13 protein-coding genes are annotated in these 15,948 nt (G+C 46.9%); 4 read left to right on the plus strand and 9 right to left on the minus strand.

Features of this window, described 5'->3' with window-relative positions; translation table 11 throughout:
* Positions 1–33 precede the first annotated feature (33 nt).
* The 5 genes from EMM73_RS17655 to EMM73_RS17675 form a co-directional block, all read right to left on the minus strand.
* On the minus strand, positions 34–885 hold the full coding sequence (locus EMM73_RS17655; protein ID WP_127688122.1) for a DUF3037 domain-containing protein: 852 nt from the start codon (positions 883–885) through the stop codon (positions 34–36).
* Complete coding sequence (locus EMM73_RS17660; protein WP_127688123.1) at positions 882–1,646, minus strand: HipA family kinase; 765 nt, start codon at positions 1,644–1,646, stop codon at positions 882–884. Before EMM73_RS17660 ends, EMM73_RS17655 begins: the two co-directional genes overlap by 4 nt.
* Positions 1,647–1,728: 82 nt before the next feature.
* Complete coding sequence (locus EMM73_RS17665; protein WP_186435285.1) at positions 1,729–1,944, minus strand: helix-turn-helix transcriptional regulator; 216 nt, start codon at positions 1,942–1,944, stop codon at positions 1,729–1,731.
* Entirely contained in the window at positions 1,944–2,435 is a 492-nt protein-coding gene (locus tag EMM73_RS17670) for a hypothetical protein (RefSeq protein ID WP_127688124.1), read from the minus strand. Before EMM73_RS17670 ends, EMM73_RS17665 begins: the two co-directional genes overlap by 1 nt.
* A 177-nt stretch (positions 2,436–2,612) precedes the next feature.
* On the minus strand, positions 2,613–3,788 hold the full coding sequence (locus EMM73_RS17675; protein ID WP_127688125.1) for a GGDEF domain-containing protein: 1,176 nt from the start codon (positions 3,786–3,788) through the stop codon (positions 2,613–2,615).
* A gap of 686 nt (positions 3,789–4,474) precedes the next feature.
* Here EMM73_RS17675 and EMM73_RS17680 point away from each other — a divergent pair.
* Complete coding sequence (locus EMM73_RS17680; protein ID WP_127688126.1) at positions 4,475–5,161, plus strand: hypothetical protein; 687 nt, start codon at positions 4,475–4,477, stop codon at positions 5,159–5,161.
* A gap of 362 nt (positions 5,162–5,523) precedes the next feature.
* Here EMM73_RS17680 and EMM73_RS17685 read toward each other — a convergent pair whose 3' ends face one another.
* The gene (locus EMM73_RS17685; protein WP_127688127.1) at positions 5,524–7,143 is read right to left on the minus strand and encodes a glycosyltransferase family protein; all 1,620 of its coding nucleotides are present in this window, start codon (positions 7,141–7,143) and stop codon (positions 5,524–5,526) included.
* A gap of 651 nt (positions 7,144–7,794) precedes the next feature.
* Here EMM73_RS17685 and EMM73_RS17690 point away from each other — a divergent pair.
* Positions 7,795–8,322, plus strand: a complete 528-nt coding sequence (locus EMM73_RS17690; protein ID WP_127688128.1) for a hypothetical protein — start codon at positions 7,795–7,797, stop codon at positions 8,320–8,322.
* Positions 8,323–8,566: 244 nt separating this feature from the next.
* Positions 8,567–12,748, plus strand: coding sequence for an EAL domain-containing protein (locus EMM73_RS17695; RefSeq protein WP_127688129.1), 4,182 nt, complete (start codon positions 8,567–8,569; stop codon positions 12,746–12,748).
* A 183-nt stretch (positions 12,749–12,931) separates the two neighbouring features.
* Here the strand turns inward: EMM73_RS17695 and EMM73_RS17700 are convergent, their stop codons facing one another.
* Both EMM73_RS17700 and EMM73_RS17705 read right to left on the minus strand, forming a co-directional pair.
* Complete coding sequence (locus EMM73_RS17700; protein WP_127688130.1) at positions 12,932–13,708, minus strand: permease prefix domain 2-containing transporter; 777 nt, start codon at positions 13,706–13,708, stop codon at positions 12,932–12,934.
* Entirely contained in the window at positions 13,705–14,073 is a 369-nt protein-coding gene (locus tag EMM73_RS17705) for a PadR family transcriptional regulator (protein ID WP_127688131.1), read from the minus strand. The genes EMM73_RS17700 and EMM73_RS17705 overlap by 4 nt, the downstream gene beginning before the upstream one ends.
* Before the next feature lie 128 nt (positions 14,074–14,201).
* On the opposite strand from EMM73_RS17705, the gene EMM73_RS17710 reads away from it, so the two are divergent.
* Positions 14,202–15,425, plus strand: coding sequence for an NADH:flavin oxidoreductase/NADH oxidase family protein (locus EMM73_RS17710; RefSeq protein WP_127688132.1), 1,224 nt, complete (start codon positions 14,202–14,204; stop codon positions 15,423–15,425).
* Positions 15,426–15,451: 26 nt separating this feature from the next.
* Here EMM73_RS17710 and EMM73_RS17715 read toward each other — a convergent pair whose 3' ends face one another.
* Complete coding sequence (locus tag EMM73_RS17715) at positions 15,452–15,838, minus strand: DUF3037 domain-containing protein (protein ID WP_127688133.1); 387 nt, start codon at positions 15,836–15,838, stop codon at positions 15,452–15,454.
* Between the last annotated feature and the right edge of the window lie 110 nt (positions 15,839–15,948).

A 15,948-nucleotide genomic window follows, 5' to 3' on the forward strand; every position in this document is an offset into this window, starting at 1 on the left:
TTTCAGAAACGGCAAGCTGTTTTTCGGGACTATCTAATCAAGTGATTGATACGCCAGATAAACCCCATCAGCTGTTAAAGCCTGTTTGGCGAAAGCGGTAATGGCTTTAGTGTCGTTATGACGAATGGTATGCAGGCCACACTGAGCAAACTCGCGTTCTACTTCTTTAAAAGCGCCAGCCAGTTTAGTGTTGGTTTGTGTTGGGCCTTGCAGTGGCAGTAGTATGTTGTCTTTTTTCAGAACATCGTTTTGCGCTAAACGGTCAAAGCGTCCCAGCCAGGTTTGAGCGTGATCCAGAATTTTTCCGGCGTTTTTATGCTGGAATGCCAGAGGGCGGATCACAAAGGTGTCGTTGGTTTTTGCAACCAGCGGGAAGGTTATTTCGTCATAGCGGCCAGCAAGTGCCTGCTTTTTAAAATGAGCAAGCTTTTCAGTTTTCAGCTGAGCCCTGATGGCGCGAACCATTAACTGTTCCTGATATTCTTCGGTCAGAAAAGCACGGTGAACCAGTTGTTCAAATAAGTGATCTGCCAATTCGGCAGGCTTTTTATCCACGTACATAGTGCGAAGGTCTGAGTAACGCACCAGCGTTTCCCGAGGTCGCACTAATTCCTGCATTGCCGCCACCAACTCTTTGGGTAATACAGTAGTGCCGTAGTCTTTAATGCGTTTCAGCTCGTTTTGCACTGTAGTAATGGTGGTTTTGTATAACTTGCCTTCAACATCTTCAAAGAAATCGGTCACTCTGGCAAAGCGGGTTGGAGCTAAGCGGAATTCAAAAGCAGCTTGTTCAGGAGCGCACAGCACTATGCCGACGTTGGCGAATTCGCCCGTCTCTGTATGAGGTAAAAACCTTACTATCGCATACTGATATAAAGTCTTCATATCAGAGCCTCCCAAAACTCGTCTGTTCTGAATAATGCCAAATTGGCTGAAATATGAGCCAAATAATCAGGCTCTGCAGCTAACCATTCTTCTGGCAGACTGGCAGCATACTGGGCTAAACCCTTGAGCGCAATCTCTAGCTTAGGACTGTAGTAGTCTCGCCAAAGTTGATCGTGCTGCTGGTTAAACCAAAACGGGTAACCTAAGTGTAGCGATGCATTTTGTGCAAAGTTGTAGTCCGGGTCAAAAGCCAGATTATGGTCCACTACGACATAACTGTTCGAGTGCCCGTCCAGGAATAAGTTCGGGTTCCCACCGCTTTGGCCCATAGTTCTGTCTTCGTTTTTGATCCAATAATCAAACAGAAATAAATCTTTTGCGAATTGTGTGGGCAGGCTTTGCTGTGATGAAGGCGAGAGTTCAATCATGCCTTTCACTTGCCTCGAAGCAAAAACTACAGAGTTGCCGTCGCCCAGTATTTGACGTGCTGTGTCATTATAAGTCAGTAACTGTGCAGGTAAGTAAGCGGCTTGATGTGCTGGTACATTCAGGCCAAAGGCTCTGCCTAAGAACGCACACACCGCTTCGTTAATTAAACCTTTGGTGGTGGCTTGTGGGCCTTTAATGTAATACAGCTGATCGTCAGACAAACGACAAAGCCAGGGTTCGGTGCGGCCCTGAGTTGCCTTTTCCTGCAGTTCTTCCACTTCAAGCAAAGTTAAACCCCGCAAGTGTCTGTTATCGCTGTTGAATAAAACCAAGTTAAAACAGCGTAGTGGGAAGCACAAGCTCTTTTTCGGGACTAGCAGCTCAATGAGTTTATCAAGACCTAGCTAGACCACCTCAACGAAAGCCATCAAAGCTAAAAATCTGCTCTACCGGTACTTCGAAGTAACGTGCCATTTGCAAAGCTATCACCACAGAAGGCGTAAAACGGCTGGTTTCTACTGTGCTGATGGTTTTACGGGAAACACCAATGGCGTCGGCCAGTTGCTGCTGCGACAGCCCTCTGGCCGCGCGCAGCTGTGCAATTCTGTTGTACAGGGTTTGCTCTTCCATCAATTGGTTTCCTGCGCTGGCTCGTCTTGCTCATCCAGCACTGTGCGCAAACTTAGATAAAAGCTCAGGGTGCCGATGAATATCGTCAGCAATGGAAACAGCTGAAATGAGATCCACTGCGGGTCGCCATGCTTGTTGATTAAATTGGTTGCAGCATACCCCGCAAACGCTATCGTAATCGTTAAGTGAAATGCCAGTGTGGTGGCCCGCTGAAAACGGCTGCGTAAATATTCGTCCTGAAAATCACCACATATCTCGCGGATTTTCCAGCCGTACGACAGCAGTTTGGGGAATTTTCTCACTTTGACTAAAAAATAAATCAGAGAAAGGAGAATACCAAAACCGAATACATCGCTGAGTGTGCTCATTTGAAACCAAAATAAACTGATATCTTTTAACAGTTGAAAGCCAGTGAGCAGCGCAACAAAGAGTGCACCGAACAGAGCGGCTTTTACGCAATTTTCCTGATCTTCGATAGTCCATATAGCCATAATAAGTGTTCCTTTTTTATCAATGGAAGATACCTTAAGGTATCAATATGGAACCTTAAGGTGTCAGTGTCAAGTTTTTTGATACCTTAAGGTTATATTTTTTGTGAAGTATAAGATCATCAGTATTAGTTGGTGGGGGCCATATGACACTGCATGCCTAAAGCAACTGCAGGCACATCAGGCCTGTAAGCTTTGTGCCAGATGACTACATGTGACTTTGTTTCTTCCGTTGTCTTTTGACGAATACAGCGCATTGTCGGCATGTTCATAGAGTTTGCGCCAGTCTTCGATATTTGTAATGGATGAAGCAACCCCTATGCTCACCGTCAGCCTAATGTTATTCCCGGCAAAAGCTAAAGGCGTATTCGCCACCTTTTCTCTAATGCGCTCGGCAATACTTCGCGCCTCATCCTCTGACGTATCTGGTGCAACAATTAAAAACTCTTCACCGCCAACCCTGAAATTTAAGTCATAGTCACGCTTAGATTGCTCAGCTAAACGACAGACATGCTGAATGGCGGCATCACCAGCGGCATGACCGTGCTGGTCATTGATCGTTTTAAAATAATCAATATCTATCATGATAAAGCTCAGCACTCCGCCCTCACGTTTACTTCGGCTGAACTCCACCGCTATTTTTTTCTCGAGAGACTTTCGGTTTAACCAGCCGCTTAGCTCGTCTATGAAGGCAAAATTTCGCAGCCTGCTCTCTTTTCTCCAAATAACTATGGTGGAGAAACTTATTGTGAGTAAGAAGATGTATAACATCAAAGATAATGTTCCGGAGGTCTGCATATAATCGTTTCCTACCAGCGTCAGGTCCAACTCATCATTGAGCAGTAAAGGAAATCTTAAAATCAGCTGAAGCAAAAAAAGCACAAGGGTAAATATCAATACATGAAAAGCCTTTGCGTCTTCTCTGTTGTCTCTTTTCGAAAACAAAATCAATAAACCAGCTGCGGTAAGCGCGATCATCATTGGATAAAAGGTAATGATCCGGTTTTCAACAGATGACATGATTGGCTCAAAGCCATGTAAGCCAATGGTTATTAAAAAAGCTACCGGAATAAGGGTTCTGATATTTTTATTGAGCACCAGCAGGCTAATTCCGCTTAGTACTGCGGTATGGGCGGCCATGTAAAAACTATTAGCAAGCATGGGCAAAAATGCGTCAGGCGCAGCGGGAAACGTCAGGATCAAGCCGGTCGCATTGGATAAAAAGAAGCAGACACCGGCAATCAGCCAGTCAATCAGATAGCGTTCTTCTGGTGAGGTCTGCAAAAGTACCGCCAGGGTCACCACTGTGCTCAGGCTGATCAGTGCAGTGCAAATTATCAGGGTAAAAATATCCATTTACTTACTCAATCCTTTGTTTGCAAACTACCTTTGTGGCTTTCCATTCATATCCCACTACACAAAGTTCATGTTTTTTTGCCGTCCTGACAACCATAGTGTAGTGGTCTGAACGTGAGCAGGTTTGATGGTAGAAAGCATCACTCTTTTAGTCTAAGGCCGGTGAACTGGCCCTGTCCAGCAAGAAAAAAATCGGAGTCAGGTCTAATGCCCCGAGCCCCAGTGCAATCTGAAGTTGCGGATGAAAAGCGGGAAGGTATTTAGCGGGCGATCTAAAGGCTAAAACGCCAAAAAGAACTGAACTGCCAAACTTCCTTTTCCGGCAACCTATGTAAGCTGCATGTGGTCTTCTCCCATTTTTGATTGTTTGCAATTCAATCATGGCGCAGCGATACCGCGGTGGGAGAGCATCACATCAGGTTATGTAGGGTTGTCACTCGTTTAGCACTAAGNCATGGCGCAGCGATACCGCGGTGGGAGAGCATCACATCAGGTTATGTAGGGTTGTCACTCGTTTAGCACTAAGTTAGCGCAGTTTTTTGGCAAATGGCCAGCTGTTTTCTGGATAAAGTGCCTGAGTGGACAGCCCGTGGCTTGCTGTAACTCCTTTTAAGTGTGCAACCGAGTTGACTGGAAGGTGATATGTGCCCATGCTTTGCATCATTAATGTGCTACGAGCATATGTCATGTTGAGATGGTTATGCCTAAGTATAGTCTGTTGTTATTCTGCGTTCGCACAGGATAAGTTTGAAGTACTTGCCGTGGAATACCCTCCTTTTACTACCAGTAAGGCTGCTGATGACGGCCTAGCATTTCTGGTGTTAAGACAAGCTTTTCCAGCCTATAAATTTAAACCGCTGATGGTACCGCCAAAGCGTGCTTATAACATGATCCAAAATGGCCAATGGTGCATGAGTTTTTACCCCGGCAGTGAAGGTGTGGCGACGGATAAATTAGTACTGTCAGAGCAGGCCATTAAAATTGGCCTTGTTCGTCTGCGCCAGCAAGAGCCCTTTACGTGGACGGATCTCGATGAGTTGGTGGGGTTGCACATTGCACTATTACGAAGTGGTGAAGATTCTCCGTTTGCGTCCAGATTTTATCAGGCAGGGCTTGTGGTTACCTTTACTGAAACCATTCAACAGTCGATGGATTTAGTCATGCGCCAGCGTGTAGATATTGCCATGTATGACGATTACAACTTTATGCAACTGCCCGCGGCACTTCGAGAAAAACTGCAATTCTCAGACAGTATGTTGCTGCAGACGCCCATCACTTTGTTCATCAACCCCCATTGCAATAACCTACTGCCAAGAGCGATTCAGCTACGTTTAGTGCCGTCAGTTAAAGACAAAGCTGCGGCAGCGCATTAAGTGGTTGCTTGCCGCCGCGCTACAACGTCAGTGACTTTAGATAGGCTTATGACTTATTTTGAATCACAGTAAATCATTTTGTTCAAACAGCGGCGCACTGTGTTTGGGACTCTTCGTCAGCTATATCCTCAGGGGCAGCTGACGACTCAACCACAGGTTTATTCGGCTTTATTTGCCGCTGTTTTTGCTCTGACCGCTTGTTTTTACTGACTAGTGTCAGCAGGCGGTGAGTTGGTGCTTTGCAAAGAGGGTGCCTGAGCAAACTGAACAAGAACCCTTCTTTATGGTTCAATAGAATGATGGCCGCACTCATAGATCCACCAACAAGAGACGGACTGGGCTGGCCGCAGTCCGTTTTTTAATCAAGCCACCTCCATAGTACCTGTTTGCTGTAATTGATAAAGATAGCTGTCATAGTCGAGCAACAGAGGTTGAAAAATATGTCGGGTATTGGTCACCATAGCAGCGCGGCCGAGACATAGTTCGTGGTACTGCTGTTGTAGCCCGGTTGAGGCCAGGTAACTTTGGATAAACAGCAGCCGGGCTTCATCTGTATCAAAGGCAAAGTCATCCCCCACATATTGATAAGTATCGCCATAGGGATCAGTTAACACCGGGACACCTAAGGATAAAGCTTCAACTGCAGAGGTGCCGCCGCCCTGGCGACGCGGGTTGAGCAGGAAATGGCATTGGCCGATGAGATCAATGGCATTCAGAACCTGACCGGTAAATTCAGTGCAAGGCAGCAAGTCTGTTGGATAGTTTGAATATGTACTGGTGCCAATCAATACAAAATAAGCACCGGGAAATGTCTGCTTGATCCGGCGCATGGTGGTAAAGAAGGCTGCGGTCAATTCTTCTTCCAGCCTATAGCCACAGATCGCAAACAGGGTTTTGCTATCGGCAGCTGAACTGGTTTTCACAGCTTGGTGTGGACGCAGCCGAAACGGCAACTGACTACAAAGTACCGGATGTGGCAGTTGCAGCCTTGCTATATGTTGCGTATCTGCTTCAGTGAGCTCACGCTGTGCCACTGGTACCATATACTTCGGCAGTTGCAACGAGGTTACGCAGGGGATCGCCAGCACCGGGCGCGCTCGCCCAATCCATTCTGCCGCCGGATTTAACCCGCCTACACAAAAAATATAGCGTGGATTGGTGTGGTTGATAAATTCAACCAGTTCCTGCAGGTGCGCGGGAATTTCATTGGTATCCAGCTGAATAAATGAAAACTGCTGCCCCCAGCATTGGACAGCAGAGCCTTGGCCTGGGGCGCTGGTCACCTGGCGCGAGTCCAGATTAATCTGAATATCTGCCTGATAATACTCATCTGTGACATTGCCAAAAAATGCTGGTGCTGGCATGGGGTAATACATTTGATAATTGCGGGCAACTGTGCCGGTACAAATCACCACCACCTGCATCCCCATCTGTTGCAGGCAGCTGGCGTAGTTTAATGTGGTTAGCGTTGGGCCATGTTGGGCTGTTAAAAACTGATTGGTGATGATGACCGCAACCTGTTGATTGCCTTCATCGAGCAGTGGCTGCACCTGGCAGACCTGCTGCGCCTGTTGGCAATAGCTGTCGATCAGGGATTCATAAAATGGCCTCAACTCTATCTCGATCAGCGAACCGGTAAAGGAGGCCCGCATCAGTTGACTGTACCACATGTTTTTTTGAATAAAATTCAGCTGTTGATACTGCTGCCAAATCAGTTCCTGACAAGCTGACGGATCAGCAGAGAGCAGCCATTGCAATTGTTGCCAGACTTGTAAGGCAAAGGATTGCGGTTGAAATTGCGCTAGCACGGCCAGTTTGTCGGGGAGGGGTTGCAGGGAAAACACCCTGTTGTCCCATCGATAAAAAGCGACCGTTGGCGGCTCTATGGGGTCGGCTATCCTTTCTGAAGCGCTTTGTTCGGCGATTTGTGCCTGAAGAAATTGTTGGTCGTAATCCAGCAGTAGTGCAAGGGTTGGTTCCATAAAAGTGACATCCAGTCTAGAAATTTTCGCAACTAAAAGAAGTATCGGAACAACTTTGGAATACTTTAATCAGGTTGTAGCAGGCAGGGCTGGCGCAGCATTGTTTGAGGTTTGCAGTGTTAGGGCAGTTCAGGCCAGTTTGTCGTGCCAGCCTTGTTTTCTTGTATCAAAGATTATCCATCACAGGCCAATGAAAAAACCGAATGGCCGCGACAAAATAGCCAAGGTAACGCCAGATAGAGTGGCTGGTGCTGGGTATATTGCCGGGCTGGGCATTGAGAATAAGAGTTGAGATCATTTTTTTTCCAGGAGTGCTGTGGGTTTTTAACCAGAACAGCATGACAGCGAAAGCAGGAAATAGTCAGGATAATAAAAAATCAGTAGGCCGCTGAATGCTCTCTTCGCTGCTCAGGTAGCCCTTGCCATATTTGAAGTTTCGGCGAGGCGACAAGCCAGTGAGATGCCCCAAGTATAGTAAAGCTATGTCACTGCGGCGAGATGGCGCAGTAATCAGGTTTTATCCGTAAACTTGATACCGGTCCGCCACTGAGGATGGCAGGAGACAAGAATGAGCTTGGATAATACCGGTGTGTATTCACCTCTGGTTGTGGTAATTTTAGTTACTTTTGACAGGATGGAGCACAACCTTTAATGCAGCAATCGGGCTGGCGGCGTATGAGTGTTTTAGCACTGTGCTCAGTTGCTATGGGGTTGTATTTTCTGCTGTTTCACGATTCCAGACTGCAGGTTGAAGCCGATTTGTTGCAGGCCAGTGGGCAGTTAAGCTGGTTGAAAAAACATAGGTACGGCTTTCATTTTGCGTTGAAAGATCAGCAGCAGCTCTTTAGTTATTCGAACAATGCAGGCTCATCTGATCAGGTAAAAAAAGCACTGGAGACAGCCGGCGAAAAGCAAGTGTCGCTGCGGTATCAAAAGAAAACTCATGGCCCGCTGTTTTCGGATGACAGATATCACTCGGTGTGGGACATCCAGATTGATCAGCAGGTGGTCAGAACTTACCCTCAGATCAAGTCTGCCATCACAGCCAGTGAAAAACTTGTGCCATGGTTAGGTTGGTTTTTTGTTTGCGCCGGATTTTACCTCGCTTACGACGCCAGAAAAGCCTACTGCAATATCAAGCGTAACGCTCAATTTCATCATTTGTTTCCGTGGGGTTAAACTGCGATTTTGGGGGACTGTTTTATGATTCCAGCCGAATATTGGGCTAGCTGGGTAGCAGCTTTTAGCTCTGGCAGAACCATGGCGCCAAGTTTTTCCCCTTCTGCCAATGTCAGCTGTAGTGGCAAAGAAAAAACAGCCTGAGCTGCATTGTCCTGCTAATCAGGCTCAAACTAAAGTCAGATGCCTGGCTACACAAGTTCTGTGCTAGTATCGCTATAACATAGTACTAGTGTAAGGCTGCATGTTGAGACATCTTTCAGTCAAAGCTATTTTTCATCTGGTTTCAATGTTGGTCAGTGGCACCTTTTCGGGCTGTCTCAGCGGCTTTAGCACGCTACAGCGTTATTTGTTGTTATTTCTGCTTATTTTAACTCCTGGTTATCTATCTGCAGCGCCTCAGGTTTCACGTTTATCCCCAGACAATGGATTAAGTCAGGGGGTGGTGTATAGCATGAAGCTGGACGACAAAGGCCAGTTGTGGTTGTCGACTGAAAGTGACCTGGACCGCTACGACGGCACCAGTATTGAGCACCTCAGAAGTGAGCTTAAGTTAAGCCATGATGTAGTCTGGGATTTCGACTTTGTTACCAGCCATAACGTGCATCTGGCAACAGCCGATCTTGGTCTTTTAGACGTAGATTTAGCCAGCGGGACTGTGCGTTATTTACAGCAGGAACTTGATCCGTCTTTTTCCCGCAGCGAAGCTATTAGCTTAATTCGGCAGGATAATGAGCAAAACCGCTGGTACGCCAGTGCTTTACGTATCTATCGTATGGGCCCGGACCATCAACTGACGGAAGAGTTTCGTTTTAGTGACAAAGACCCGCAAGAACACTATATCAGGGACTTGTTACGCCTGGACAACAGACTGATTATTGCGACCTCTATGGGGTTGTATCAGTACGACTTACCCACAAAAACACTACAGGAAATTCACTATTTGCCTCGTTCGGCTTCAGCCGATCAGCGCAACAGTAAGACATTAGTACTGCACGATCAGCACTTGTTGATTGGTACTGTCGCCGGCTTATACCAGTTGCCGTTGCAGGCCTTGTCCGAACAGTCCTCAGTCACAGAGGCTAAAACTATATTGTCTGAGCACAATGTCTGGAAACTAAAACTTTCACGGCAGGCTGAATTATTAGCAGGCACCAATGCAGGCTTTTTAAAAATCGATCTCGCTACAGGTGTTGTTGAAACCTTGTTTCAGCCTGGTCAAACAGCTTATGCCTATGCGGACGATACCATTCTGGATTTTATTGAATTAGCAGAGGGGAGATATTGGTTAGCATCACGCGGTGACGGCGCTTATTTTCTGGACCTGAACGCTAAAGGATTCAACAATATCTACAACCGAACAGGTGAACGCAGGCTGAGTCACAATTTTGTGTTTGGTTTGTATGGCAGCGAAGCCGGGTTATGGATTGGTACTCAAAATGGCTTGAATTTATATGACTGGCAAAGTGGCCAAATGGAACAGCTGTTAGTCCATAGCGACACTGCTGCGCCCGACTCTGATGCGGCCATCTATGGTATCTATCCAGATAAGGAACAGCCTTACCTTTGGTTGTTAACAGGCCTTTCTTTGTTAAAGTTTGACACTGTGGAGAAGCAACTGGTGTCCGCTGGCTCAGGGGCAGACGCAGCGTTTTTCCAACAGTATTTTTATAGTATCACTCAAACGGCAACAAAGGAGTTGTTGGCCTTCAATGGCCAGGGCGCATTTCGGATTGATGCTGACAACAAGGTGGAAAAGCTGCAGTCCCTGTCCGCCTTTTTGCAAGCTCCGGAAGATGCACAGTGGTTTGGTTTGAACCCTGCGAATCACAATGAACTACTGTTTTTTTATCAAAGGGCTATCTGGCGTTATGAGCCAGAGCAGGACAGAGTGTCTAAAGTGTACCAGGTGCCTGAGCGTTATAAGGATCTGGTGATGTTTGGTGAAGGCATGCAACAGCTGGATCAAAGCCTCTGGTTGTTGATCTCAGGTTTGGGCCTGGTTGAATTGGATGCGCAAAGCCTTACTGAAAAAAGTCACTTTTTTAGTGCTGAATCACCTGAGTTAACCACCACTATTTTGTATGGATTACAGCGGGATCAGCAGGGCTATTTATGGATGAGTAGTCATTCAGGCTTGTGGCGCTTTAACCCGATGAAGAAGTTGGTGCGGCAATTTACTCATAGAAATGGTTTGGCCTACAACGAGTTCAATAGCAGCTCCAGTTCCTTTATACCACAGCAGAATAAGTTGGTATTCGGCTCACAGAGAGGCGTCACCTTCTTTAATCCTGCTGAATTTTTTTCAGCCCAAAGCGCTCAACCTCAGCTATACATTACCAAAACTACGCTGGAATCCAGAAGTACTGCAGCTAAAGCTATTCCAGTTGTGGCAGACGAAATCAGACTTTCTCATGATGATTTTGGCCTTAAGATCCAGCTAGCTACTTTTGATTACCAATCCGACGGAGACAGCAGATATCATTTTGATCTGAGCGGGCCTGTAGAACTGCCTGACTATTTTAAGTCTGCTCCTCAGTTAGCTTTACCCAATTTAAAGCCAGGTGATTATAGTGTACGTATCACTGCGTTTAATGCTGCGACTGAGCAGTCGAGTAAGCCTGCTTTGCTGAAGATCACCGTTGCTTACCCGCCCTGGCGCAGCCCATTGGCTTACGCCTCTTACATCGCAATGTTAGTCACTATGGCGCTGTTTTGGATCGGCTATAGGGTGAGGCAGAGAGCCCTGTTAATGGTGCAGCATGAGGCGTTAAAGCAACTGAATAATAAGCTGGAACTGTCTATGGCCATTGCCTCCAGCGATGTTTGGGAGGCCGACTTGCTGGAGGACCATTTATCTTACAGTAACAGGATGTCGCTGGTGTTTAGCGAATCACGGCAGAGCTACAGTCTTGATGATTATTTGAATCTGCTTCATCCAGCAGACAGAGCAGGATTTTACCAGAGCTGGCAAGCATTGAAAGCGGCAGAAAGCTTAGAGTTTAACTGCACCTACAGAATAAAAGCGAAGAGCGGCGACTGGCTTTGGTTTAAAGATGTCGGGAAAGTTGCGGCAGTACAGGCGAGTAAGGCGAGCAAAGTCTACGGCTTGTATACGGATATCACAGTACAAAAGCTCACTGAGCTCGAGCTGGAACAACTTTCTCACTATGATCAAATTACGGGGTTACCAAACCGTAATTTGCTGCAGCAGTATCTAATGCAAGAAGATAGTGGTTTTGACTTTAAAGCCTTTATTGTTGTCAAATTACAGCAGTTTAGTGAAGTAAAAAGCGCTTTTGGCGATTTAGCTGCCAATTCGGTACTGCTGCAGATTTCATCGCGTTTGCGCAGTCAGATCAGTACGCCCGACTTGTTGATCCATGCCGCGGAATCTACCTTTATTGTGGCGCTTTGCTCTGCAGATACAGCACAGCTTGCGTTCTTGTCTGAGCGCTTGCTAGCTGTTGCTTCAGAACCTGTGATAGTGCAAGAGCGGGATATTACTATTCCCTGTGCTGCAGGCACTGCCAGCCAAACCAAGATGCAGGAGTCGGCTCAGCAGTTGTTAAATCAGGCTGAGCTAGCCTTGCGTGTTGGCAAAGAGGGCTCAGGTCAGCAGCACTTGTCATATCAATCTGGTTTGTTGGAGCAAACCAGAGATAAATTTATAGTGCAGCAACAGTTAAGGGAGGCGGTGAAGCAAGGCCAGTTGCTGAATTATTACCAGCCTATTGTCAATGCAAAAACAGGTCAGCTTGTTGGTATCGAGTTGTTGAGCCGGTGGCAGCTAGAGGGTAATTTTGTCTCACCTGATGTATTCATACCCATAGCTGAAGGTATAGGTATTATTGACGATATTGCGTTTCAGTCGCTGGCAACAGCCTGTGATGATTTGCACATTCTGCATGAGTCCGGCGAGTTTCCCTATGTGTCTATTAACCTGACCGGAGCCCAGTTGTGTTCAAGCTCTGTGCTTGAAACTTTTAAGCAGATAGTAGCGCAGAAAGCTATTGCACCAGCTGATATAAAGCTGGAAATTACTGAATCGACCCTGATCCGTAATCAAGAAAGTGCTATTCGCAATATGAATGAATTGCGCAGTGCCGGCTTCCAGATTTTCCTGGATGACTTTGGCACAGGCTACTCTTCACTGAAATATATTCAGGATTTTCCGCTGAATGCCATCAAAATTGACCGCAGTTTTGTCTCTAATATCAGCAACAGCACGGCAGTTATTGACACTATCATTACTCTTGCTGAGAGTTTAGGTGTGATCTGTATAGCAGAAGGCGTAGAAACATCAGCAGAGCGGGATTATTTGCTGAATAAAGGTTGTAGTTTTATGCAGGGGTATTTCTACAGCAAACCTGTAGCGATCAAAGAGCTGCAGGATTTTTATCAGGCTGTACAGCCTGAGCCATAACACGGAACTTAGTAATTCAACGCAAAAACAGGCCCATTTGTTTCTGTTTTTGCCCAGGTTACCAGCACTGTTCTGCATAGATCAGGCCAGAGACGCATTAATGGCCCTGGCCAGACTTGTGCTTAAAACCGGGTGAAGACTGAACTAAGCCTGACAAGTCGGCCTGATTGATGGGGTGGTCTTTTAACCCGAAACACTGTCGTCTCTGCTACTTTCCCGTGCTACAAAACTAACCTTTTGGGTGGCAACATAACACAGGGTTTTTAGCGCACAACCATAAAGTAAAGTGAGTAAACATACGGCGGTAGCCGGGCCAAAACTACCAGCAAAATTCTCTGCAGTCATGGCGTTGGCAATAGCTACTACTCCGATTAAGGTACTGAAAAAACCAAGCAGCAAGCCGCTTTGCCCCATGACGTCGAAAAAGTGACGGATTTGCTGGTAAGTAATGGGTTCGGAACCAAGTTGCGGGTTCAGTAAAAAAGCTACAGCCTTTTGTAAGGTTTGGCGCGACGTTGCGCCCACGGCAAATAACAGGGCTGACGGAAAAATAAGCACCAGTGAAACAAAATCGTAGAACTGCAAGGGATCTGCCGGGCTGGATACCTGCATAGCCCACAAAGATATGCCAATAAAAAATAACACGCTGAATATAAACACCAGCCAGTCTCCTTTGGTTTGATGTAAAAAATGCCAGCAGCTTGATAGAGCCTGCCGCCTGTACCACCAGCAGGCACGATTTCGGCTTTGCTGTTGTCGTTCGATAAATTCTTCCTGTAAATCACCTAATACTGGCTCTTGCAGCTCATCAGGTAATACCCACTCCAGCAATAACTGGCACAACAATGGCGGCTGTAAGGCCGGTGGCAATGGACCCGGAGGTAAACCTTCAGGTTGTTGTGGTTGTGTTGATGTTCCGGGCACTCTTTTGTTCCACTGAGCGGACTGTGTTTGTTTCATGGATGTAACTCCATCAGATCCTGATGGAGCGCTCCGTGTATAGCTTGCTTTAGAGCTAATCCCTGCCACAGTTGGTCAAAAGCCTGCTTGCTTCTATTCAGAGCCTGCTGGCCTTCAGCTGTGACTGCAAAGTATTTTTTGGCGCGGCCACCCCGTTCAGCTGTGGCTTCACCTAAACGAGCAGTCAGTAAGCCTTTTTGCTCCAGCCGTTCCAGCGTAGTGTACAGAGCGCCAATGCTCAGATCCCGTCCCACCTTATCAGCCAGGTAGAGACGAATTTGGGTGCCGTACGCTTCTGCCTTGAGTTGCAAAACACTCAGCAAAACCATCTGTTCCAGCTCACCAATAAACTTGTCCTGAGCCATTTTTAGTCTCTTTATAAATATTGCTCTACAAAGTAGATTAAATTAAAACGGAAAGCAATACCTCAGCTACTGGTATGCTAAGACCCATATCATCACGCATGGCAGACGCTAGTCTAAGAGGTATCCCTATGTTATTTGAAACCACCACCTTGCCTAATGGCGTGGTGCTGAAAAACCGGCTGGTTAAGGCAGCGATGGAAGAAAATATGGCTGCTGCAGGGCAGAATCCGTCGGCACAGCTGATTGAGTTATACAAGCATTGGGCTTTGGGGGGAGCTGGCTTGTTAATTTCTGGCAATGTGATGGTGAGCCGCAAAGCGTTAACAGGGCCTGGTGGTGTGGTGCTGGATGCCAAATCAGATTTAACTCTATTCAAAGGCTGGGCCGAAGCCGGCCAACTGAATGGCACTAAGCTGATTTTGCAGCTGAATCATCCTGGACGGCAAATGCCAGCCAGTTTAGGGCAAGAGGCGATGGCGCCTTCTGCTATAGCACTGGATTTAGGTCAGTTTTCTAAGATGTTTGCCAGCCCCAGAGCCATGACACTGGATGACATAGCACAATTTAAGCAGCAGTTTTTGCTGAGCAGTCAACTGGCCTTACAGGCCGGTTTTGCCGGAGTACAAATTCATGCCGCTCATGGTTATTTGCTCAGTCAATTTTTATCGCCTCTGGTGAATCAGCGCCAGGATCAGTACGGCGGCAGTTTAGAAAACCGTGCCCGCTTAGTGCTGGAGCTGGTTAGCCTGTTGCGTGCTGAATTGCCTTCAGGTTTTGTGATTAGCCTGAAGCTGAACTCAGCTGATTTTCAGCGCGGTGGTTTTTCCGCTGAAGATGCCCGTCAGGTGGTGTTATGGTTAAATCCGCTGGCGCTGGATTTTGTCGAGTTATCTGGCGGCAGCTATGAAGCTCCCGCTATGCAGGGCGACAGCCGTGATGGCTCTACGCTGGCCCGTGAGGCTTATTTCTTAGACTTTGCCAAAGAACTGCAACAAGCTGCGCACATGCCTTTGATGCTGACTGGCGGTATTCGCAGGCAAGAAGTGGCAGATCAGGTGCTGCACAGTGGTATTGCTTTGGTGGGTATAGCTACAGCTTTGGCTTTGGTGCCTAATTTACCTCAGCGTTGGCAGCAAGGGGATGCACTAAGCCCGGAGTTACCTGCCTTTCATTTTGGCAAAAAACCTCTGCAAGCGCTGGCAAAGATGGCCTATACAAGATTGATGCTAAGACGTTTTGGTCAGGCTTTGCCGTTTTGGTCTATCTGCCGTTGGCATTTGGCCATGCTGGTATTGGATCAGTTACGGTTAGCTCGTTTAAGCCGCAGGTATAAACAACAGATGGGCTTATAACACGCTTTATAGTGAAAACTGTCGTGTCAGTACACCAGTTGTTGTGCCAGTTGTGCCAGCAACTCGTCAATTTTAGCCGTACTCAGCACTGAGCGCAGTGCTGAGTAGCGGACAAGCTGCTCTCTTTCCTGAATTAAGTTCTGGAATGCAGCAAATAGTTCTGGAGCTGTTTGTTGCTCTGCCAGCTGTTGGATTTGATGGAGTTCTTCAGACAAAGCTCTGATGGTTACAGGGAATAAAGCTTCGTGCAACTGAGGAAAGAATTGTGGTACTCGCATCGATTGCTCAGGCACCAGTTGAAAGGCGAAAGTTCCGGCTGCAGGCGCGCATAACACTAGGCCTATATTGACGAATTCACCTGAATCGGCAAAAGGCAGAAAACGCACCAGGCAGTATTGATACAATGTTTTCATAAGCGCTTCTACATATGGGCGGGTACATTAAGCTGAGTATAGGACTGTTTTGCAGTAATTGAGTAGTCATAAAGCACCCAATCCTTCAGCAAATACCAGCGGAGACTATA

The sequence above is a fragment of the Rheinheimera sediminis genome (assembly GCF_004005375.1).
GTDB lineage: Bacteria > Pseudomonadota > Gammaproteobacteria > Enterobacterales > Alteromonadaceae > Pararheinheimera.

Bases quoted from the DNA above. Each gene is read 5' to 3' on its own strand.
- EMM73_RS17695 (WP_127688129.1), top strand. From the start codon at position 8,567: ATGTTGAGACATCTTTCAGTCAAAGCTATTTTTCATCTGGTTTCAATG.
- EMM73_RS17680 (WP_127688126.1), top strand. From the start codon at position 4,475: ATGTTGAGATGGTTATGCCTAAGTATAGTCTGTTGTTATTCTGCGTTC.
- EMM73_RS17685 (WP_127688127.1), bottom strand. From the start codon at position 7,143: ATGGAACCAACCCTTGCACTACTGCTGGATTACGACCAACAATTTCTT.
- EMM73_RS17690 (WP_127688128.1), top strand. From the start codon at position 7,795: ATGCAGCAATCGGGCTGGCGGCGTATGAGTGTTTTAGCACTGTGCTCA.
- EMM73_RS17715 (WP_127688133.1), bottom strand. From the start codon at position 15,838: ATGAAAACATTGTATCAATACTGCCTGGTGCGTTTTCTGCCTTTTGCC.
- EMM73_RS17675 (WP_127688125.1), bottom strand. From the start codon at position 3,788: ATGGATATTTTTACCCTGATAATTTGCACTGCACTGATCAGCCTGAGC.
- EMM73_RS17655 (WP_127688122.1), bottom strand. From the start codon at position 885: ATGAAGACTTTATATCAGTATGCGATAGTAAGGTTTTTACCTCATACA.
- EMM73_RS17705 (WP_127688131.1), bottom strand. From the start codon at position 14,073: ATGGCTCAGGACAAGTTTATTGGTGAGCTGGAACAGATGGTTTTGCTG.
- EMM73_RS17665 (WP_186435285.1), bottom strand. From the start codon at position 1,944: ATGGAAGAGCAAACCCTGTACAACAGAATTGCACAGCTGCGCGCGGCC.
- EMM73_RS17710 (WP_127688132.1), top strand. From the start codon at position 14,202: ATGTTATTTGAAACCACCACCTTGCCTAATGGCGTGGTGCTGAAAAAC.
- EMM73_RS17700 (WP_127688130.1), bottom strand. From the start codon at position 13,708: ATGAAACAAACACAGTCCGCTCAGTGGAACAAAAGAGTGCCCGGAACA.
- EMM73_RS17670 (WP_127688124.1), bottom strand. From the start codon at position 2,435: ATGGCTATATGGACTATCGAAGATCAGGAAAATTGCGTAAAAGCCGCT.